The 21102-nt window shown below is 40.3% G+C and carries 16 protein-coding genes; 5 read left to right on the forward strand and 11 right to left on the reverse strand.

What is annotated here, in order from left to right; genetic code table 11:
* Positions 1-5: 5 nt before the first annotated feature.
* The gene (mutY, locus tag J0A69_RS03720) at positions 6-1073 is read right to left on the reverse strand and encodes an A/G-specific adenine glycosylase (RefSeq protein WP_206585164.1); all 1068 of its coding nucleotides are present in this window, start codon (positions 1071-1073) and stop codon (positions 6-8) included.
* A 145-nt stretch (positions 1074-1218) separates the two neighbouring features.
* Between mutY and J0A69_RS03725 the strand changes: the two genes are divergently transcribed.
* From J0A69_RS03725 to J0A69_RS03735, 3 genes are all read left to right on the forward strand, one after another.
* Complete coding sequence (locus J0A69_RS03725) at positions 1219-1527, forward strand: HU family DNA-binding protein (protein ID WP_074225800.1); 309 nt, start codon at positions 1219-1221, stop codon at positions 1525-1527.
* 19 nt (positions 1528-1546) lie between these two features.
* Positions 1547-2371, forward strand: coding sequence for a tetratricopeptide repeat protein (locus J0A69_RS03730; protein WP_206585165.1), 825 nt, complete (start codon positions 1547-1549; stop codon positions 2369-2371).
* Between the two features lie 181 nt (positions 2372-2552).
* Positions 2553-4124, forward strand: a complete 1572-nt coding sequence (locus tag J0A69_RS03735) for an Rne/Rng family ribonuclease (protein ID WP_206585166.1) — start codon at positions 2553-2555, stop codon at positions 4122-4124.
* A 97-nt stretch (positions 4125-4221) separates the two neighbouring features.
* On the opposite strand, the gene J0A69_RS03740 is transcribed toward J0A69_RS03735, so the two are convergent.
* The 10 genes from J0A69_RS03740 to J0A69_RS03785 all read right to left on the reverse strand — a co-directional run bounded on the left by J0A69_RS03740 (position 4222) and on the right by J0A69_RS03785 (position 19199).
* Positions 4222-5328: a DUF4221 family protein gene (locus tag J0A69_RS03740; RefSeq protein WP_206585167.1), complete on the reverse strand. Its 1107-nt coding sequence runs from the start codon at positions 5326-5328 to the stop codon at positions 4222-4224.
* A gap of 33 nt (positions 5329-5361) precedes the next feature.
* Positions 5362-6579 carry a hypothetical protein gene (locus tag J0A69_RS03745; RefSeq protein WP_206585168.1) on the reverse strand — a complete coding sequence of 406 codons (1218 nt, stop codon included), beginning with the start codon at positions 6577-6579 and terminating at the stop codon, positions 5362-5364.
* 15 nt (positions 6580-6594) lie between these two features.
* Entirely contained in the window at positions 6595-7347 is a 753-nt protein-coding gene (locus J0A69_RS03750) for a LytR/AlgR family response regulator transcription factor (protein ID WP_206585169.1), read from the reverse strand.
* On the reverse strand, positions 7328-8425 hold the full coding sequence (locus tag J0A69_RS03755; RefSeq protein ID WP_206585170.1) for a sensor histidine kinase: 1098 nt from the start codon (positions 8423-8425) through the stop codon (positions 7328-7330). Before J0A69_RS03755 ends, J0A69_RS03750 begins: the two co-directional genes overlap by 20 nt.
* 71 nt (positions 8426-8496) lie before the next feature.
* Complete coding sequence (locus J0A69_RS03760) at positions 8497-9141, reverse strand: tetratricopeptide repeat protein (protein ID WP_206585171.1); 645 nt, start codon at positions 9139-9141, stop codon at positions 8497-8499.
* Positions 9142-9152: 11 nt separating this feature from the next.
* Positions 9153-11312: a TonB-dependent receptor gene (locus tag J0A69_RS03765; protein ID WP_206585172.1), complete on the reverse strand. Its 2160-nt coding sequence runs from the start codon at positions 11310-11312 to the stop codon at positions 9153-9155.
* A 146-nt stretch (positions 11313-11458) separates the two neighbouring features.
* Complete coding sequence (locus J0A69_RS03770) at positions 11459-13258, reverse strand: M14 family metallopeptidase (RefSeq protein ID WP_206585173.1); 1800 nt, start codon at positions 13256-13258, stop codon at positions 11459-11461.
* Positions 13259-13361: 103 nt separating this feature from the next.
* Entirely contained in the window at positions 13362-14696 is a 1335-nt protein-coding gene (locus J0A69_RS03775; RefSeq protein WP_206585174.1) for a glucuronyl esterase domain-containing protein, read from the reverse strand.
* A 106-nt stretch (positions 14697-14802) separates the two neighbouring features.
* A complete protein-coding gene (locus tag J0A69_RS03780) occupies positions 14803-16467 on the reverse strand; it encodes a carboxylesterase/lipase family protein (protein WP_206585175.1) in 1665 nt (554 codons plus the stop codon).
* Positions 16468-16667: 200 nt separating this feature from the next.
* On the reverse strand, positions 16668-19199 hold the full coding sequence (locus J0A69_RS03785; protein WP_206585176.1) for a M14 family zinc carboxypeptidase: 2532 nt from the start codon (positions 19197-19199) through the stop codon (positions 16668-16670).
* Positions 19200-19420: 221 nt separating this feature from the next.
* Here J0A69_RS03785 and J0A69_RS03790 point away from each other — a divergent pair, with 221 nt between their 5' ends.
* Both J0A69_RS03790 and J0A69_RS03795 read left to right on the forward strand, forming a co-directional pair.
* Positions 19421-19732, forward strand: a complete 312-nt coding sequence (locus J0A69_RS03790; protein WP_206585177.1) for a rhodanese-like domain-containing protein — start codon at positions 19421-19423, stop codon at positions 19730-19732.
* A 199-nt stretch (positions 19733-19931) separates the two neighbouring features.
* Positions 19932-20903: a glycoside hydrolase family 43 protein gene (locus tag J0A69_RS03795; RefSeq protein ID WP_206585178.1), complete on the forward strand. Its 972-nt coding sequence runs from the start codon at positions 19932-19934 to the stop codon at positions 20901-20903.
* The last annotated feature ends 199 nt before the right edge of the window (positions 20904-21102 follow it).

Here is a 21102-nt window from a genome sequence, read left to right on the forward strand (position 1 = left end):
GTTACTTAAATACCCTGATCAGTCAAAAAATTGACGATCAACTTTGGCTTTGCCAAATAGTCGATCTGTTCTTCATTGACAAGCAGAAATCCTTCTTCTTCACACCATGCAGCCAGTTTTTCTTTGTTTTTCTGGGGTATTTCCAATTCTGAAAATGTTGCGTTTAATTTTTGATGCGACAAGATATGTCGGTATTTTTTTGGGTATTCCTGTATTTCCTCCGCTTCAAAATCTTCCCAAGGATGTGCTTTTGTCGGTTTTTCTTTTTCAGATAGAGGAAAATCAAAAAGACCTTCCCAGATATCTCCAGACGTTCTTTTCTTCCAGACCCATTCATTCCCGCATTTGACAACGTAGTAGTGGAGATTTCTTTCTTTGACCTTGACTTTGTTGATTTTCACCGGTAGTTCTTTGACCATATTCTGCTGCTTTGCAAAGCATGAACCACTCAAAGGGCAAGACTCACAATCCGGATTCAGGGGAACGCATTGCCTGGAACCAAAATCCATGATAGCCTGATTGAATTCACCTGGTTCATCTTGGGGAATTATTTTGTTAGCTAGCGATTCAAATTCCTTTTTCGCTTTAGAGCTTGCGATGTCAGTCTCAATTCCGAAATAACGAGCTAAAACCCGGAAGACATTTCCATCTACCACGGCTTTGGCTTCTCCAAATGCAAAACTTGCAATAGCAGAAGCGGTATAGCTACCCACACCTTTTAGTTTCAGAAGACCCTCATAGCTTGTTGGAAATTTTCCATCCAACTCCTTATATATATAAATGGCGCAGGAGTGGAGGTTCCTCGCCCGGCTGTAATAGCCCAATCCCTGCCAGAGTCTCAAGACTTCCTCTTGGGGCGCCAAGGCAAGATCTTTGACGGTGGGGTATTGGTTGACAAACTTATAATAATATGGTAATCCCTGGGCAACGCGGGTCTGCTGAAGAATGATCTCCGAGAGCCAAATTTTGTAAGGATCTTGGGTTCCACGCCAAGGTAAATCTCTTGGATTTGATCGATACCAAAAAAGGATTTGATGCGAAAATGCCTGAAATTCAGAGTCTTTATAGTTCATTTAAGGAAAAATTCTACTATACAAAGCAAGCTAATTTTTGCCAATTTGTTTTTTAATTGCGCAGGTTCTCGTACATTTGCAGTCCCAAAAACACTTGGTTAATAGGTTGTTAAGCTTATTTCATAATTTCTAAATTAATATTACTGTGACAAAAGCAGAAGTAATCACTAAGATTTCAGACAAAACAGGAATCCAAAAGGATGATGTTACACAAGCCGTTGAGGCGTTCTTCAAAGTAGTGAAGGATTCTATGTCTGAGGGAGAAAACATCTACGTGAGAGGTTTTGGTAGCTTTATCAATAAGAAAAGAGCTAAGAAAATCGCCCGAAACATCTCCAAAAATACAGCTATCGTAATTGATGAGCACTACATTCCGGCTTTCAAGCCATCTAAAGTGTTTGTAGAGAAGATCAAGAACAGTAAGAAAATTAAAGAATTGGCTCCTCAGGATTAAGCTGAGAGGATAATTTGACATGAAAAAGACTCAACTCATTCTCATCGTAGTGGGAATCATCGCAATTGCAGGGCTTTATGCTCTTCCAAGTGTGGTGGTAGATAATGAGGGCGAAGTCAATGCTATATCCCAGGATAATGCAGGGGCAGAATCTTCAGAATCAAATCCAGTGGCTATGCATGAGGCTGAGTTGACTCCTGATCAGGAAGCAGCTGTAGCTTCTTTACGAGGTCAATTGAATCAGGGAAATACTGCAAATGCAGTAGAGCTCTTGGATTCACTTGGCAACATCTATCAGGAGTTGGGTAAATACGATAGTGCAGGTTACTATTTTGCCCAAGCTGCAGACGAAAGCAAAAGTTTAGCACTTGCTGAAAAAGCAGGGGAATCTTTCTACGAAGCTTTTACGTTTGCACTTGAAGCAGAAAAAGTTGCCTATACTGCCGAGGAAACCCGAAAGTATTTTAATCAGGTGTTGGAAAAAGATCCCACCCGATTGGATTTGAAAACCAAAGTCGCGATGACTTATGTTTCTTCATCAAACCCGATGCAGGGCATTACCATGCTTAGAGAAATTCTCGAGCAGGACCCTCAAAATGAGGATGCTTTGTTTAATATGGGTATCTTGGCGATACAATCAGGTCAGTATAAGCGTGCTTCGGAGCGATTTGAGGAATTGATCAAGTATCATCCTCAAAACCTTCAAGGACAGTTTTACCTTGGAGTAAGCTATTTTGAGGCCAATCAAAAGAATAAAGCAAAAGCTCAGTTTGAGGCAGTAAAGGAAATGACAGGAGATGAAATGATTCTCAACAGTATCCAGGGCTATCTTGACAGGCTATAAATTATTATATCACTTAAATTCTAAAAACTATGCCTTGCGGTAAGAAAAGAAAAAGACATAAGATCGCTACGCACAAGCGTAAGAAAAGACTTAGAAAGAACAGACATAAGAAGAAGTAATCACTTCTTCTTATGCCCGTTTTAATTAAACACGTTCATTTACATTATTATTAGACGCGATTTTGAGTACGGAATTATTAATTGATTCTGCTCAAAGTGGTAGTCGTATTGCACTCCTTCAAGATAAAAGCTTGGTTGAATTGCATTCCGAAGGAATGGATAATCAATTCAAGGTTGGGGATATATATTTGGGAACGGTCCGCAAAATCGTCAATGGGCTCAATGCAGCTTTCATTGATGTAGGTTATGAGAAAGATGCCTTTCTTCACTACCAGGACCTAGGCCCGAATTTCAACAGCCTGATGAAGTTTACCAAACTGGTAAGAAACAACAACTATAGCAATTACATGTTGAAGGGTTTCGAAAACGATCCTGAAATAGACAAGATTGGGAAAATCTCTAACATCCTGTCTAAAAATAATCAAGTGTTGGTTCAGGTCGTCAAAGAACCCATCTCCACAAAAGGACCCCGACTATCCTGCGAGCTCTCTCTACCGGGTCGCTACCTCGTGTTGGTTCCCTTCTCTGATTCAGTCAATGTATCAAAGAAAATCCGAAGCAACGATGAGCGTAAACGTCTTTTGAGACTCATCAACTCTATCAAACCTGCCAACTTCGGTGTGATCATACGCACAGTGGCAGAAGGTCAATCTGTCACAGAATTGGACAAAGACCTTCGTAATCTTCTCACTAACTGGGAAGAGGGAATGAAAAAGTTGCTGAAAGCAAAAAGCCGAGACAAGGTAATAGGAGAGATGAGTATGGCTTCCTCACTTGTGAGAGACCTCCTCAATGAATCCTTCGATGCAATCACCGTAGAAGAAGAATCAACTTACGATCAGATCAGATCCTACATCAGGTCCATAGCGCCTGAAAAAGAAAAAATTGTCAAGCTTTACAATGGTAAAGCGAAGCTATTTGAAAATTTTGGAATAGAAAAGCAGATCAAAAGCCTGTTTGGACAGACAGTCAGCCTTCCTCAGGGAGGTTATGTCATTATAGAACATACCGAAGCTTTGCACGTCATTGACGTGAACAGTGGCAACAAGTCCAACCAGGAAAGTGACCAGGAATCAACAGCATTAAAAACCAATCTGGTCGCTGCGAAAGAAATTGCCAGACAGCTGCGCCTCCGAGATATGGGAGGTATTATCGTAGTTGACTTCATAGACATGAGAAAGGCCGAAAACAAAAAGGTCATCTATGAAGCAATGAAAGAAGAGCTGAAACTGGACAGGTCTAAACATACTATTTTGCCGCTGAGCAAATTTGGGCTCATGCAAATTACCCGGCAAAGAGTAAGGCCGGAAGTAAATATTGTCACCAAAGAAACCTGTCCAGCTTGTAATGGAACCGGCAAAATTCAGGCATCAATCCTGATAGCCGACAAGTTGGAAAAAGATCTGGAACATATTGCTACTATCCAAAATGTGGCTAAAATCCACATCGGGCTGCATCCCTACCTGCACGCATACTTTACTACCGGTATTATCAGCCGCAGAGTAAAGTGGTTTTTCAAGTATTACAAATGGATTAAACTGATCAAAGATTCTTCCCTACCAGTGACGGAATACAGATTCCAAGACGAATCTGGAGAGGAAATAGAACTTCAAGTAAAAAGCGAGACTGAATAGTCTCGCTTTTTTTTTCGGCTTTTTTAACCGCAATTTTCATAAACAAAGCTGCTTTTGATTTGGTACTAGTATCCAGAAGAGGAACTATAAGCCCTGATTAGTTTGAAGTAATGATTTTCGAAAAGTCCAGTCTAACAAAAGCTACCTCATCTTCAGAATGAGGATAGCCAATATTGAGGTAGTAACCTTTTGGTGTAGAGAAACCCCTTGTGGGGAATGGAAGAGCCACTTCCATAGTCTTTTTAAAGGCGCTATTCAAGATTACTAATTTCGTCAAGGGTTTTCTTCCCTGACTTCTGTTTTCCTCGTTATCGGTAGTGACGATTGCTTGTCTAATGTACACTTGGGCTAAAGGATCGTAATCTACCCAGCTAAATTTACTTGAATTGTAATTGGGATGATATGCGATCCATTCTCCCTCTTGAGTAGTAGTGCCCGGGAAGAAATCCATTTTATCCTTGACACCTGCATACACTATTTGATTTTCATTTTCGGAAATAATTATCAAGGAGTCACTTGCTGGAAGAGATATTATTTCTTTACCGGAAGGAGTAAATGTGCTGTTATAAGGCCCTAGGTTCGGATCATCTAAAAATTTTCTATAACTATCAGGATACCTGAATTTTAAATGGTCCGAACAGAGATTTTGTGGGTTGAATTTTAAAATCCAGTTTTCATATTCCAAATTTGCCTCTTTTAATACAAATGGAACATCGGCTATAATTAATTCTTCTCCTGATTTACTAATTCTATTCCCATGCATTGTACTATAATTTGCTGCTAGCCTAGATTCAGAAACCTCAGGTAAATCAATTCTATTTCTGACTTTTCCGAATAGATCAGCTTCGATCAGTTTATTGTTTGAAAGAAACCAAACAGTGGTATCGTCCACAAAACTTCCGGATATAAAACTGCCGATACCATCTGGCCCTTCGGCAAAATAAAATTGATCTCGGACAAGCTTGCCTTCAGGATAACTGAACTCCAACAGTCTATTTTGGATAGCAGTTACCAGAAATTCCTCTGTTCCTTTTATTATAAACCTAAAGTCAGAGCCAATATCCTTAGTCAAGGTATCTTTTTCTAAATACAAGGTGTCTACTATCAAATCCTCCAAATCGAGTATGGGAACTATTTTTTCCGATTCTTTGGAGCAGGAAGAAAATAGCAGAATTAAGCTTAAAGAAATTAAGAGAACCTTCATTTCAAATTGTTTAAAGGGAAAAATCAGGATGTATTACTTCTTTATAAAACTGAATTTGGACCAGTTTTGACGGAACTTTACATCTGGAACATTATCCGTAAAACCATAAATCAGTAAAAGCTTTTCCACTCTAACATGATGTACACCCTGACTTAATTCCTTGATATCCAACACTCCTTGATATATTCTTTGTCCGGTTTCAGGTAGTCTGAACTTCTCCCAGTGATCGATTTTCACTAGAGAATCATCAATGTAGATTCGATGCAAATCAGCAGTTTCATCAAGCTGATGCCAATTCAAAGTGTCAATGGTTGTTTGAAATTGATTGTTTAAATCCTCAAGAATTTTTCGATCACCCTCGAATCTGGCAATTCCTAATTTTAAAAAATCCTCATTTATTTCTTCTGAGGGAATAAATACTCTTGGAAATCTTTTGTTCGGATCATGTAGGTCTTGAAAAGTTTGATTCTTGGCAGGCCACTCTTGCTCAAATTCATTGAGATTAGTTTCATTTGAAAAAAGTGAGAAGTCCTTCACATCAGAAGTGATGATTGGGGTAGCCAATACGAATATGAATAAGCTGTAAAATACAGCAAACCACTTTCCAAGATTACTTTGATAAATTGCTCCAATTGAACTGATGATTGTCTGGGAGTACCATGTTTTAAATTTTGATTTTTTCTTACTTAACTGTCCCAATGAGAGAATCAACAGACTTGTCATGAATATCAGATAGACCGTGAGATAAGTCAAATCAAACCAAACATAAACCGCTACTAATAGCCCTAAGTAAAGGGTAATTACAAGAATCGTAATGACAAGTGATAGTGGAAATGCGAAAGTCATGCTACAGATTTTCTCCATCCTCAACACCATCTGCTCTGGTTTTTGATAATTGTAATTCTGTGCTGCTTTGAAAAGTTTTTCATTTATCGCTCCATGAGGAAAAGCATAGCTTAAGCCAAGAAGACCAGTCCAAAAAAATCTTAAGCAAAGGTGTAAAACAAAGAATATCTTAAATACAGATATGATAGCGGTAAGATAAAAGACAAGGAGAAGACTGAATAAATACCCTACCCCAAGCTCTTGATTGATATAAGCGCAGAATTCATAAATTTTAGCTGGGAAAATAAACAAGAAAGCAAGCGTAATACCCGAAATGATTACTTCAGGTTCCCAGCTGTTCCGCTGAAGATTTTCCAACCAGGTTAATTCATCCTGTTTTTTGTCACTATCAAATTCTTGTTCCATTTTCTAAAAAATCATTTAGCCATCCAACCAATTTTTAAAGTCTGACACTTTCTCTCTACTGATTAAAATATCATCATCTTGACAATGATGTAATTTGATTTTCAGCCGACTGTTGGAATAGGTAAAAATATCTGAAATAGATGGATAGGAACAAAGGTATTTCCTGTTAATCCGAAAAAATTGTTTTGGATCCACTTGAGACTCTACTTGTTCCAAGGTACTGTCCAAAACGAATTTTTTGCCCTCAAAAGTCTGTAGAAATGTAACTCGCTCCTCGCTATAGAAAAAGGAAACATCCTCGGTTGAGATACTCTGGATTTTTTCTCCGAACCTAACCAGATAGCGGCTTTTATAATTTTTCTTGTTCTGCTCCAAATAACTGGTTAAGGCAGAAAAATCTAAGGCTGGCGTTAGCTGCTGAAGATTGAATTTGGAAATTGCTCTTTTTAGTTCTTCTGGGTCAATTGGTTTTAATAAGTAATCAACTGCATTCACCTGAAATGCCTTGATCGCATATTGATCGTAGGCTGTAGTAAAAATAATCGGTGTGGATAACTTGATGTTTTCGAATATTTCAAAGCTGATTCCATCCGCTAATTGGATATCGCAAAAGATCAAATCCGCAGGCTTGTTTTCTTGAAACCAATTGATACTTTTTTTGACGGTATCCAGTTCTGCAATAAACTCAGCTTCACTAAAATGGGGCTCTAATAGCTTTTTGAGCCGATTAGCAGCTGGGCGTTCATCCTCAATGATTAGTATTCGCATGTGGATAAGTCAATAATGGAAGTTTGACAAGAAATTCATTTTCAGTTTGGGTGATACTGATTTCTTCTTTGCTGAGATGGAGATATCTGAGTCGGATATTTTCTAAGCCTATGCCAGAAGAGCTTTCAATCCCTTTTGATTTAGGCTGAAATGTATTACTTATCCACAATTGATCTTCCTTCTGGATAATGTGGATAAACAAGGGATCTTCTTGGCTTGCCACGTTATGTTTGATGGCATTTTCCAGAAGCAATTGAAGGGAAAGTGGAGGCAGAAAAAAATCAGTTGTATTGGTGATTTCAAGCTTAAACTCCAATGCCTCTTCAAACCTGATCTTTTGGAGTTCCAAGTAGTTACCGGCAAAGGCAAGTTCTTTTTCCAAAGAAACCAGTTCTTCTTGCTGCACATCAAGAACATAGCGATAGATCTTTGAAAGCTTTTGGATAAAAGCCGCAGATCGGTCTGCATCTTCGTAAACTAAATTGGAAAGGGCGTTTAAGGAGTTGAACAAAAAATGCGGATTCAATTGGTTTTTCAAGCCTTGATAGGAGGCTGCTAATTTTTCTGATTTTAATTTTTCCGCTTCCAAAGCAGAGATTCTCCATTCTTTCAACCAAGACCAAGTAGTAAACAGTCCCATGAAAATCAAAGCTGCCCACATGGGCGTTTTTGTGTAGGGAATAAGTTCTATCCACGGGATATTATCTGCTTGGATTTGTCCATCCAAAATTGTTATGAAAAGGATGACAATGTATGAAGCTACAAATGCATAAGACATGTAGTAGATCACTGTTAAAACCAATCTTTTGACAGGTTTTTCAATCCAGGAAATCCTTTCGTCGAAATAGGTCACTACGAGATTTCCACCAAAACTCAAGACAGAGGAAAAAACAAATGAGGCAAAAAATTCCGGAACCATATTTTTGATCCCTTCCCAAGTTAACCAACAGCTAGGGCAAACAAATAGTAGGATAATCAAAGCTATTACAACCTGAACAGCAATAAATCTGAAAATATTGGAATAGCGCCAGACCCTATCTGATTTGAAGGATAAGCCAGCTTTTAAAAGGTTTAACATGGGACTGAAGATAATAAAAATGGCAGTACCGATATGTATTTCGGTCCTGCCATTAGTCTTTGGTTTAAATTTTATTGACAAACTTTTTCAAATTGAGATGCCATTCTTTCTCCCCAAGTCGGTAAGATGTAGGATTCGTTGATCTTACCTTTTTCTTTTTGGAGTAAATCACTTCCCATTCTTGCCACTCCACATGCTTTTTCGGGTCCAGAACCAAAGAATTGAGCCATTCCCAATTCCATTTGAGCCATAAGGAGAACTGCTCGTGGATTCTCTCTATCCAAAGCGATTGCTTTGCCAAACAACTGCATCGCTTCCGGTGTCAAGTTTTGCCCGCGATTGGCTGGATCCACACTGAGTTTACCCATCACTGCATACCCTTCTAATGCAGTCAATTCGGAATTTTCAGGGGCAATTTTTTTGGCCTTTTCGATGTACTCAAGGGCTTGGTCAAATGCCTGGTCTTTGTTTATATCAAATCGAAATGCGGATTCAATTTGTAATAAACTGGCATAATAAAGAGGAAGCCACTCTTCAGGTTGAGCTTCAGAAATTCTCAAAAAAGAATTGGAAACTTTCTGTGATTCCTCCAGAGTTTGGATGGTTGCCATCGCTTGAATTTGCTTGGACATTGCTTTTTCGAATGCAGGGTCAGAAGCATTTGCTACGTGGATACAGATAAAGGATAAAGCGAAAATCAGGATGTACTTTTTCATTGTTGGTAAGATTATAGGTTGTTTAAATTATTTGCTGTTTTGTCTTTTGATAGGGTAAGGAACACTCCCAAAAGCAGGAATCTAGGTGCAGCCTGTCCTGAAGGAAGAGATTCGTAAACTCCGCTTGCGTTTGGAGTTTGTGCATATTGGTAGCCGAAAACATTTTCCCTGCCCAGTACATTGCTCACTGCAAAGTGAATGATCAAATTGGGTTTAGGTAAGTAGCTCCAGCTTAGGCTTAGATTTTGGAATGAACGGGTCTTGGAGTTCATTTCACCTGACTGATTTGGATCAGTGTAAGCATAGCCGTCGTTCATGGAAAAACTCATTCCCAATTGTGACTGTAGCTTTTGAAATCCATGCTTTGCTACAACGGAGAAGTTGTGCCTTGGAGCAAAAGCCGGCTGAACCTTCGTGCTATATTGATCAAATTGTCTTTTGCTGTCCACAAAGCTGTATGTGACCCAGAAATCTGTGTTTTTGATCAATCGACTTTCTCTGTAGAACAGGTCAATTCCTTTGGCAAATCCTTTCCCTTCATTGATTGGTTTTTCAGGTGCCATTGGAGAGCCGTCAAATGTCACCAAGTTGTCATAGGACTTGTAGAATGCCTCTGCTCGTAGTGTTCGACCATTGGCTCCGTAGAGATAATTCAGAATCAGATGCTTGGACTTTACATTTTTCAATTCTGGGGTGAGAGCTCTGAAGTTTTCTGTAGGAACCTGGGAGAAAGTACCACCAGCCAATGAAATTTGACCATTTTCAGAAACTTGGTATGCGAAAGAGGCCCTTGGATCAACCCAGGTTTCTTGGTTCAAAGAGCTATTTCCGCCTCTCAGTCCTGTTCGGAATACCAGTTTTTTACTCAGGTAAAAGTCCCATTCTGTAAATCCATAAAACTGATGATCGGTGTAATCTCTTTCCAAATTGGCTTCAACTATTCCTTCGCTGTAGTCATTTTGGATATATTCTATGCCCGAGTTAGCAGAAATTCGATCTGAGAAATCCTTGATTCCTGTGAATTTTGCATGGATTAGCTTACTGTTCTTTTGAAGGTTGACAGAATCGTAGAAGATATCGTCTTTGTTATTGGAATAAGAGATTCCTGAGAAAAGCGTCCAGCCATTTTCATAAGCTTTCTTCCAATTAGTCTGAGCAAATGTGTAGCGGTTGTCAAGGTCAATGAAAACTCCTCTTCCTTCCTTTCCTGGCTGCTTTTGCCAAAGCTTCATACCCCCAGATTCAGTTCTTGCCATCACTTTCAACAAACTTCCATCGGCCAGTTTTTTTTGCGAAGCCATTTCCAAGTCCCAGCTATGAGGACCTCTTTCCCAGTCAATATTCTGCTTAACCAAGTTTTGATAAGGACCTAAGTCAAAGAAATTTCCAGTAAGAGTAATGCTTTGTTTATCTGATGAAAGCGTGTGAGAATACCCTCCTCCCAAAGACAAAAGGCTCAAATCTCCCTGACTTCTTGGAGAAATATCCTTGGAGTTCAGTGCCAAAGCAGAGGAAAGTGCTTGTCCATATTCAGCCGAATAACCACCAGTAGAAAAGAAGGTTCCTTTGAAAAGGTTAGGATTGAATCGTGTACGGGTGGGGAAATTGCCGGCGGTAGAGCCATAAGCATTTCCTACTCTCAACCCGTCAATGTAAATCCCAACTTCGCTGGCATCTCCTCCACGAACGAACAATCTGCCATCATTCCCAACAGTACTTGTACCAGGTAAAGTCTGAAATGCACCTATGATATCACCCATAGCGCTTGGGGTGGTTACGATATCCAAAGGTTTCAAAACAACAGCTTTGGAAGCATCGGATGCCTGCATTGCTCCGGCCGAAATGGTCACAGCATTCATATCCGTGATCATCTCTCTTAAAGATACATTTTGGAGGGAAATCGGACTGGAATCACAATCAATTGCAAATTCTTGGGTTTTGAACCCCATCAATTGATAGATGATCGTTTGAGATCCTTCCTCTTCTGTTTCGAATTCAAAGCTTCCATCCACATCCGATGTGGCTCCATCGTAGCTTCCTTTGATATAAATGTTTACTCCTGGAAGTGGTTGATTTTTCTCATCGAGTACTTTTCCGGAAAGAATGGTTTGGGAAAAAGCTCCCAAGTGGAATAAGAAAAATAGGGCAGTTAAATAATGTTGGCGTTTCATATCGTATCAATGTTTGATTCGAATATGCAGCCTTCAATTCGCCCTTAAAATTGAAACTGACTGAAGTGTAGATATCCCTGACTGAAATGTAAAAAGCGACAACTGAGTTTTTCAGATGTCGCTTCGAAATCAAGTAAAAACAGGAATTACCACTCTCTTCCAACTGGAATAACTTTCCAGTTTTGGTCTAAGTAAGGTGTTTGTTCATAAAACCATCGGTAAATCCTTCGAGGGGATTTGGCAAATGCTTCGTCTTTTGCCTTTTCCTCTTCAAACCTCTTTTTGAGGTCTGGGTCTTTTTCCAACATGGACTGGATCATGGGTTCCATCACATAGGTCTCCATGTATTCAGTCTGGGATAAAATCGTATTGAAATAGCCCCATTGAAAGAAACTATCCACAGATTCTGGTTCCATCAAAATCACTGCTAACTCACCAAGGTCCTGATCGGTTTTGACTCTGACTGAACCCGGTTGTAGCGTTACCTTTCTATATTCCTTCTCTAGTTCAAATGATTGAAACCGCATCAATCCCTCATAAGGCTGGCTCACCATTTTGAATTCTGTCACTGTGGAAAACTCCAAATTCAATTCTTTTGCCTCTTCCAAAACTTCCATTTCAATTCCATGAGCTTTCATTTTTTGGATAACTTCATGCCATTCTACTGGTACCCAATAGGCTTTTGGAACTGGTACTGAAGTGACAGGCTTGTCCATCAGGATGCTGGGCACTAATTGAGTATCGGGCTCACCTAACCAAGACACATATTCATTTCCTGTCAATTCTGACTTTACCTTTTCAGATTTTACTCCCAAAAATTCTACGGAATCAGCAGGAGTATCTCTAAATCCAAATTTCACAACAATGGATTCTTTTGGCTGATCTTGGTCGGATGCTATTGCAGCTTGCAATGACTCAAAGTGATTTCCGACCGATTTGATGGCTTGTTCCAAAAACACATAAGTTCCCAAAACCCGCTGCTCAAATGGTTTTAAGGAATGGTTTTCAATTAAAATAGATGGTAGGTGCCTGATGTCTCCATAGGTGTGGGAGAATCTAGGGCTGAATGAAAAAGCGATATTTCCTTCAGTAAAATCCTCGCCATTGGCAGCAAATAAAAGTGGACCAGGGATATGTCCCTGATCTTTTAAAGCCTGATCTACTTCTGGTTTGAAGTGATTGGACAACCATGAGGAAATTTCTGGTGAATAACCTCCAGTTTCCACAAATCCATAAGTCACATCATATTGGTAATCGGCTCCGTCCGTGACATGAATATCGATGTACAAATCTGGATCATAGTCTTTGATTACTTTGGCGATGGCTTTGATTCCTTCTGTTTCTAGTTTGGTGTAATCTCGATTTAGGTTCAGATTTACTGCATTGCTTCTCCAGCCCATGATCTTTGGACCACGTTGATTGACTCTGCCATAGGCACTTTTCCGTTCATGTCCATCTACATTCAAAATTGGGATAAACAGCAAGTTGGCATAATCCAAAAGCTCAAGTTTTTCACCCACATTGATATCTCTCAGTAGCATCATGCCGGCGTCTTTCCCATCAATTTCCCCAGCATGAATCCCCGCTTGGAAAAGAATCAGAGGTTTTTTGGATGTGGATAACTCTTGAGCAGTAAAGTCTTGATCTTTAGAAACCATCACCAGTTGAATCATTCTTCCTTGTTCGCTAGTTCCGATGGAATTGATGGCAATGTAAGGAGAGCTTTCACTTAATTTTTCTAGCCATGCCATGGTTTCATCATAGCTTGGAGATTCTGTTAATCCTGAGAGTTCACCTGGTGTGATCCAAGGATCTGAGGGTTCAGCAATGAGTGATTTGCTTTTTCCGTTCCAAGGAATTAAAGGTGGTAGAAAGTCCTGAGAAATTGCTTTGGTGGTAATCAAAACCAAAAAGAAAAGGGGAAGGAACGTTTTGAAAGAAGACATTTTAGGAATTATTCTAGTAAATGGGGTTACACTATTTGTTAGGTAAAAATAAGGTTAAATCTCATGGTATTATCATTCATTAAACTGGGATTTATCCACACGATTAGTGAAAATACCGCTTGGCAAACTCAATAAAATAGGCCCAGTTTGGACCTTCGGTATGACCTCCATCGTGTTGTCTGAAAGCTAAATCACCTTCCATCAAACCAATATTGGTACCAGGATACGTATCGGTTTCAATGCCTTTTTTTCCAAGGAATTCATAAACTGGCGTTGCAGCTACCGCAGTTTTGAACATGCCCACTGCATCTATCCAGTGTCCTTCCACCTCTGGATCTCCTCCAGAAATAAAAACAGGTCTAGGAGCACAAAGAGCTACCATTTCATGGGCATCGACGGGCAAATCCATAGGAGTCAATGGGCCTGCATATTTGATGAAATTGGGTGTAAACCAATGATATTCTCCAGAGGAAGCCAAATTCTCCACTTGTTCTCCGTAAACTCTTCTGAAGATTTTTGCCCCACCTGCTCCAGAGGAAGCTAAAAACCCAATGGCAAACCTTGGTTCATCCACCATTGCTACCAAAGCGGCTTTTCCGTATCTGGAAAGGCCTTCAATAGCCACCCGTTTAGCATCCACACTTGAATCGGTTTCTAAATAGTCCAAAGCCCTGCTTGCACCCCATCCCCAAGCTCTCAGGGTTCCCCAATCATCCAATTTTCTTGGTTGGCCTTTATTGACCAAACCAATAATTCCAGACCTCAAACCTGATCCGTTATCTACCTGAAAACTGGTTGGTATCAACATGGCAAACCCCCAGCCTTCTTTCAGCATCTGCTCTTGCCAAGTTGCACCTTGTGGCCTAGGTCGCTGCATACTTGCTGGCCAGATCCAGCTGAATTGCATCACCAGAGGAACTGCTTTTTTTACTTCCAAAGGAGTGGCCATCATCATTTCAATGGTTACCTCAATTTCCGGATAGGATGAGTTATCCACATGTCCGAGCAGCTTTTTAAATCTGGCAGGAACCTCGCCAAAAAGGCTATCTTTTTCTTCAATGATTTCCCAAGTTACAGAGGGAGTGTTTTCTGGAATCCGTCCATAGACCTCAGAAGCAAAATGCTCTTTGATTTCTAGCTTTCGCTGCTTCCAATCCCTTGGGCTTTTCAAAGGAATTCCATTGTCAAAAACCAATGGGTCAGGAAGGGAAGTATAAGGTGTGGCTTTAGACTCATCTTTATTGGCTGCATTAGGAGCTTCTGGATTGCCGGAAGGGCCAGGCCGAAAAGATTCTATTCCTAATTTTTGCATTATGAGTTGATGATCTTGCTGGCTGAGTTTTGCGATGCTGTCCCTAGCCTGTTGGGACATTTGGGCAAAAGAGGTAAAAGCTGAAATGAAAAAAATGAATACCAGAAGTAAGTTTACCTTTCTCATAGGGAATAGATTTTGGGTTGACCGCAGAGATACAATGTAATAAAAAAGTTCAGGCTCGCGTTAGCAAACCTGAACTGTGGTAAATTATTGATTTGTTGATTTTTAATTAGCTAGGAAGCGCCTCTCTGCCTCTTTTGTCAGGATTGTTTTTCAAAGCACTTGTATCATTGAGGATCATGGTTTCTCCACCTTCAGCAGTGTATTCTTTCCAAGTTGGCAATGCGCTAGCATTTGGATTGCCCGTTTTCATAAATGATAGGAGTGAAGCTGACATTGCTTTGGAAAGTTTCCTTGGACGGTCACCGCCACCCGTATGGGTGTACATTCTGTCGGTATTGTCAAACCAGAAACAAATATCGATACAGTGGAAAGCCTTCATTCTACCATTGTAGAGATCTGGCTCCCAACCAAACCATGCTAGATAAACTGGTGCTTTTTGCTTGGATTTGGCATTCGCAGTACTGATTGCTCCCTGCCTGTTAGAAAGAACCATGGCCCAAATATCCGCAGGCGAAGCATCAGGAAAATCCTGTCTATAGGCTTCAACGATTTTCTGTGAACTGTCACCAAATCTCGGTTTGATGTTTTCCACCACTCCGGCCCAGTCAATTTTTTCCAGTTCTGGTGAAGTTCTAGTAGGGTTCCATTCATGAAATGTGGTACAAATCAACATTGGAATGTCTGAAGCCAATCCGTTTGGATCGGAAAAGAACTCGCCTTTTGGAATATTTACTCCATCCGCCACCGGTCCAAATCCACCTCTGAAACCCGGAGTTGGATTGTCTTTTCTCATTTTTTCCAAGGCCTTATTGGCTACGTCAATGTATTCTCTCCAACTTAATTCCTGCAGTTTATCGATAGTGTCTGGAGTAAGACCAGCTTCTTTCATGACATATTCACCTAGTTTTCGGGAATATTCCTGATCATTTGCTCGAAGCATGGACCCACTCAAAGGGACTCCTTTGTGCACCAATCCTTTTGCTGCAGGCATGGACATGGTGGCAGTTACTTTTGCTCCACCTCCAGATTGTCCCATGATGGTGACATTACCAGGGTCGCCTCCGAAATTAGCAATGTTGTCTCTCACCCATTCCAAAGATGCGATGATATCTAGTTGACTGACATTTCCTGAATTGGCATATTTTGAGCCACCAACACCAGAAAGATCAGTAAATCCAATCGGACCTAAGCGATGGTTGATGGAAACAAAAACGATATCACCGTTTTTGCTGATGTTTTCACCATGATATCCATCTTGCTCGATTCCGTTTCCATTGGTAAAACCACCGCCATGCAACCAAACTAATACAGGTCTTTTCTTAGTGTCTAGTGCGGGAGTCCAAACATTCAGTTTGAGACAATCCTCACTGACATCATCATAGTTCCAATGGTCTGCAAAAGAATAATCAGGACTGGCATAACGGTTGTCCATAATTTGAGGAGCCGTATTTCCCCACCAAATAGTTGGCTTTACCCCAGTCCATTTTTCAGGTTTCTGTGGTGGCATAAAGCGGTTTTTTCCAGCAGTATTTGCTCCATAAGGCACACCGAGGAAAGTGTAAACGTCATTGAGGATATACCCTCTGATCTTACCAGAATCGGTATTGGCTTCTGCTATGCCATCTCCTATTTGAAGGAATTGGTCTGAAGGGGCATGGCGGAAAGAATTAGAAGTATTTGCAGTGGCAGCAAAAGGTACCGTCGCAGCCAAGCCAAGGCCTGCGGTTCCTACTCCCACTTTCTTAAAGAATTCGCGTCTGTTGTTTTTCATCATTTTGGGTTCTTGGTAATGGTTTGAAATTCAAGAAAATATAGCTTGCTATTTTTTGTAATCTCAAATTAAACAGGATTTCTTAATGAAGAATTATTTAAGTGGGAAAATATTGTTTCAAAATGAAAAAATAGAGGAAGAGCTCATAAAAAAAACCGACCACTCTTCAGCAGTCGGTTTTCTTTTACTCTCTTTAATCTTTATTGGCCAACCATAAAAATGGCATTACTCAATACCAATTTTCCTGATTCCCAGAAGCCTCTGAAGATTGGATCATCCACAAAATAAACGATTTGGCCTCTTCCAGCTCGTTCCGCTCCTACAGCCATAGACTCACCCATTTTGGATTTGATTTTAAAACCAATATATCCGGTTCGATAGGCATCGTTATTGGCAATGATACCGGCATTGACTCCATTATTTAAGAAGGCATATCTGCTGGAATTGTTCTTCAGGATATAATATTTACCACCTGTTCCATAACCTAATGGATGCGTTTCGTCCATGGTAACCTCATAGATTGCACCTGCAGCACCGCCAGAAATAGCCACACGCTCACCTTCCTGATAAGGGGCTAATCTTTCTTCTTTCTCAAGCGCAGAAGCTTCCTTTTCAGCAGCTTTCTTTTCCTCGTCGGTATCAAATGTTTTCAGATCAAAGCCTTCTTTGTTGGCAAATGCTCCTAAAGCACCATCGATGGCGATTAACTTTCCTCCACCACGAACCCACTCCATGACATTGTCCATGGCAGGCTTTGCTAAACCGCCGCCTCTGGTAGATGGCATGATCAATACATCGTATTTTCGCAGGTCATATCTGGCCATATTTTCCAGTTCGAGATTCACCAAAGGATAGTTCAGCTCTTTTTCAAAGAAATGCCAAATCGCTCCATAATTCAATGAATTGGTACCAGAACCCCCGATCAATGCAACTTTGGGTGCCTGTATGATTCTGATATTTGGTGAGCCAAAATCTTTGCCTTTGTCCATATATCCACTCATGGTAGTGGATAAGGTAACGCTATATTTATTCGCGATTTCTACTACTTTCTGGTCAAAGTTCGGAACATATTCATTCCCACCTTTGGTAATCAGCAAGGATCCAGCAGGGAAGCTTTTTCCTTCTACTTCGAATGGAAACTCTGGATATTTAACCCGGATTCCAGCATTGAGCAGTTCAGCAAGAAATGCCACATCTCTGGTTCCTTCCCATGCTGCCATGTAAGCAACAGGAGTTTTTCCCGCAGTGTTGGCGGTAAACTCAGGAGCTTTGTATTCTCCAGCAGGATCTATTCTAGTTTCGACAGCATAGGCTTCCAATCCATAAGCATAGGGTAAAGCCCAGCTGGTGATGTCATAGGTAATGCTATCATGTAAAGCAGGATTTGGTTCGAAGAAAACCTGCGCCAATACAGATTTTGGTTGGTAGGCACTGATGATGATATCTTCATCAGAAGTGGCAAAAGAACCACTCTTTCCTGTTTGATATTCATATCCTTTAAGGCCAGTTTTAGAACCTGCCTTTCCATATCTGATTCCATTCTTATCCAACAATTCCAATAATTTGGCTACTTGGGCTGGGTTGCTTTCTCCTTTGATGATAAAGCTTTTATACTTACCCTTTGGATTGGTGGAATTGTCTTTGTAAAACTTAGCATACTCTGAAAGTAATTTTTCAGCATTCTGGCTAGTTACTTCAGCAGCTGACATCGCTGCAGTATAATGTCCAGCTATTCTATAACTCAAGGTCACAGTATCACCTACAGAATTATAGCCACCAATACCAGCTTGACCGCCACCGCCTTGTTCGATAGTCATCCCGATGGCACCATTAAACATCGGATAGGAATCTCCATAGGATGGATAAAGTAAATCAAAGCGCTCTTTGGTGAAGTAAAATCTTCCAGCCTCGTCGAAGTACTTTGCTGTATTCCTTCCAAAAGTATCTTGGAACTCATGCTGCCAAGGAGTCAATTGCTCATGCAAAGGCTCTGCGGCAGGCGCCATATAAAAAGGGTTATTGATTCCCTGCTCATGGAAATCCAAATGCAACTGAGGCATCCATTGCTGATACATTTTTAATCTTGCCTGAGATTCTACTTGTACTTGCCAAGCCCAGTCTCTGTTTAGGTCAAACAAGTAGTGGTTTGCACGGCCACCTGGCCAAGGCTCATTGTGTTCTACAGATTGTAAATCCGGCTGAAGTGTGGTATTCATTTTTTGGTTGTACCACATGGCATAACGATCTCTACCGTCAGGGTTGATCGCAGGATCGATGATCACGATCTGATTTTTTAGCCATTCCTGAGATTTTGCATTCTGAGGGTTAGCCAAAGTATAAAAAGAAGAAATGGCTGCTTCCATTCCTACAGATTCATTGCCATGCACATTAAAAGACATCCAGTTGATAGGGATGGAAGTCGAAGGAGTTCCTTCCATTAAACCAGCTCTTTTGAGATTGTCCGTGCGGATTTGCTCTAGGTTTGCCATGTTTTCAGGGCTGGAAAGAATCGCAATGATCAAAGGGCGTTTTTCGTTCGTTTCCCCGTATTGGATCAATTTGACATTTGGGTTGTTGGCAGCCACATGTTCAAAATAATCCACCATTCTGTGGTGAGGAGTAAATCGATCGCCAGGTTTGTAACCTAAAAATTGCTCAGGAGTCTGAATTTGTGCCCAAGAGCAAAGGGTGATCGAAAAAACGAATAATGTGAGAAGTAGATGTTTTTTCATAAAGGTTGGTAAAGAATGATGCCCTGAAGTTAAAAGGAATTGTCTTTTTCATTGTCACCAATTAAAAAAAAGCTTGGATTGGCTGAGATATGATGGGCTTGAAAATCAGAATTATGCACTCAGGTTCTTTTTTGAGGCTTATGTGATAATTGTCGCTGTCTGGGAAGTGTTTCTAAAGCAAATTGCATCATCATATTTGAAACTTATAAACAACAATAGCGATGGGTTTTTTCTCAGCAATTTTCGGTGGCATTGATAATTCAACTCTCACCGAAGCAATCAAAGAAGGAGCATTTTTGGTAGATGTAAGATCTGCCGGAGAATTTGCTTCAGGTAGTGTAAAAGGCGCGGTGAATATTCCTTTGGACCGTGTAGGTAGTCAATTGGCGAACTTCAAAGGCAAGAAAAATATTGTGGTATTCTGCAGAAGTGGAAACCGAAGTGCTCAGGCAAAAAATATTCTTGAACAAAATGGCTTTAAAAATGTAATCAATGGAGGCACTTGGAGTAATGTAAATCAGTGCGTTGGATAATTGGTTTGGTTGAATGTATAAAAGGAGCATTAGGTAATGCTCCTTTTTTTATGTGTTAAAGATAATTTCCCAATTCTCCCTTTCTGAAAGTTGGTAAATACTTAGAGGGGGGCGATAATAGTTTGTCGGAGCGTACATTTTTTCAAGAAGTTTTTAAAAAATGCTCTTGTAGTCTTTTCTTGTAAAGAAACTTCTTGATATGTCACTTTCTGTTTTTCTAAGCCCATTCTTTTACCTATTCCTGTATTTGTTTTCTGCCTCTTCTGAAGAAAGCATTTATTTGGCGGACCCCAGTATTTTTTATTATGACGGGACTTATTACCTCTATGGAACAAGCGGTAAGGATTCAAATCAAGGATTTGAGGTATATATTTCAAATGATCTTGAGTCTTGGAAAAGGTCCCAAATCAATGATGGTTTTGCTCTAAAAAAAGGGGAATCATTTGGGGATAAAGGGTTCTGGGCTCCCCAAGTATTTGAATATAAAGGGGAGTTTTTTATGGCTTATACTGCAAATGAACAGATTGCGATTGCTAAATCCAGAAGCCCTTTAGGGCCATTTAAGCAGGAAGTTTTAAAGAGTATAGAAGCTCCGGTAAAACAAATAGATCCCTATGTTTTTATAGATGAAGATGGGAAAAAATACCTCTATCATGTCAGGCTTTCGGAAGGGAACCGACTTTTCGTAGCTGAATTGAATGATGACTTTTCCGGGATTAAAGAAGAGACTTTGAAATATTGTTTTCATGCGGAGGAGCCTTGGGAAAACACACAAAATGTGGAATGGACAGTTTCTGAAGGTCCTGCGATTTTGAAGCATGAAGGGCTTTATTATTTTATTTACTCTGCCAATGATTTTCGAAATCCCGATTATGCCCTAGGCTATGCGGTCAGTTCCAGTCCCCTGGGTCCTTGGCAAAAAAGCCCTGACAATCCTATATTCAATAAAGCTGATGCTGGCTTGAATGGTCCAGGTCATGGAGATTATTTTACTGACAGCAATGGAAAGCTCCATTATGTCCTACATACCCATTTTTCCGACAGCAAAGTTTCCCCAAGAAGAACAGCATTGATCAGTTTGGAATTTGAAAAAGAACAATCGGGACCTGATCTATTGCGAGTCGAAAAGAATAGCCTGAGATTTTTAAAGTATGAGCAGGAGGAATTTTAATCTTTAAAAAAGAAAAGGGTCAATCCAATGCGGGATGACCCTTTTCTGTGGGACCTAGGGGTCCCGATAGCTATCGTGGACGAACCCATAACCTCTTACTTCTCTATGGATTACTGACCACTTTTACTCTTAAAGATAAAAATCAATGTGGGACCTAGGGGTCCCGATAGCTATCGTGGACGAACCCATAACCTTTTAC

It is taken from the genome of Algoriphagus pacificus, assembly GCF_017254845.1.
GTDB lineage: Bacteria > Bacteroidota > Bacteroidia > Cytophagales > Cyclobacteriaceae > Algoriphagus > Algoriphagus pacificus.

Excerpts from the sequence above, each read along its gene's own strand:
- mutY (WP_206585164.1), bottom strand. The coding sequence starts at position 1,073 with ATGAACTATAAAGACTCTGAATTTCAGGCATTTTCGCATCAAATCCTT.
- J0A69_RS03730 (WP_206585165.1), top strand. The coding sequence starts at position 1,547 with ATGAAAAAGACTCAACTCATTCTCATCGTAGTGGGAATCATCGCAATT.
- J0A69_RS03740 (WP_206585167.1), bottom strand. The coding sequence starts at position 5,328 with ATGAAGGTTCTCTTAATTTCTTTAAGCTTAATTCTGCTATTTTCTTCC.
- J0A69_RS03745 (WP_206585168.1), bottom strand. The coding sequence starts at position 6,579 with ATGGAACAAGAATTTGATAGTGACAAAAAACAGGATGAATTAACCTGG.
- J0A69_RS03750 (WP_206585169.1), bottom strand. The coding sequence starts at position 7,347 with ATGCGAATACTAATCATTGAGGATGAACGCCCAGCTGCTAATCGGCTC.
- J0A69_RS03755 (WP_206585170.1), bottom strand. The coding sequence starts at position 8,425 with ATGTTAAACCTTTTAAAAGCTGGCTTATCCTTCAAATCAGATAGGGTC.
- J0A69_RS03760 (WP_206585171.1), bottom strand. The coding sequence starts at position 9,141 with ATGAAAAAGTACATCCTGATTTTCGCTTTATCCTTTATCTGTATCCAC.
- J0A69_RS03765 (WP_206585172.1), bottom strand. The coding sequence starts at position 11,312 with ATGAAACGCCAACATTATTTAACTGCCCTATTTTTCTTATTCCACTTG.
- J0A69_RS03770 (WP_206585173.1), bottom strand. The coding sequence starts at position 13,258 with ATGTCTTCTTTCAAAACGTTCCTTCCCCTTTTCTTTTTGGTTTTGATT.
- J0A69_RS03775 (WP_206585174.1), bottom strand. The coding sequence starts at position 14,696 with ATGAGAAAGGTAAACTTACTTCTGGTATTCATTTTTTTCATTTCAGCT.
- J0A69_RS03780 (WP_206585175.1), bottom strand. The coding sequence starts at position 16,467 with ATGAAAAACAACAGACGCGAATTCTTTAAGAAAGTGGGAGTAGGAACC.
- J0A69_RS03785 (WP_206585176.1), bottom strand. The coding sequence starts at position 19,199 with ATGAAAAAACATCTACTTCTCACATTATTCGTTTTTTCGATCACCCTT.
- J0A69_RS03790 (WP_206585177.1), top strand. The coding sequence starts at position 19,421 with ATGGGTTTTTTCTCAGCAATTTTCGGTGGCATTGATAATTCAACTCTC.
- J0A69_RS03795 (WP_206585178.1), top strand. The coding sequence starts at position 19,932 with ATGTCACTTTCTGTTTTTCTAAGCCCATTCTTTTACCTATTCCTGTAT.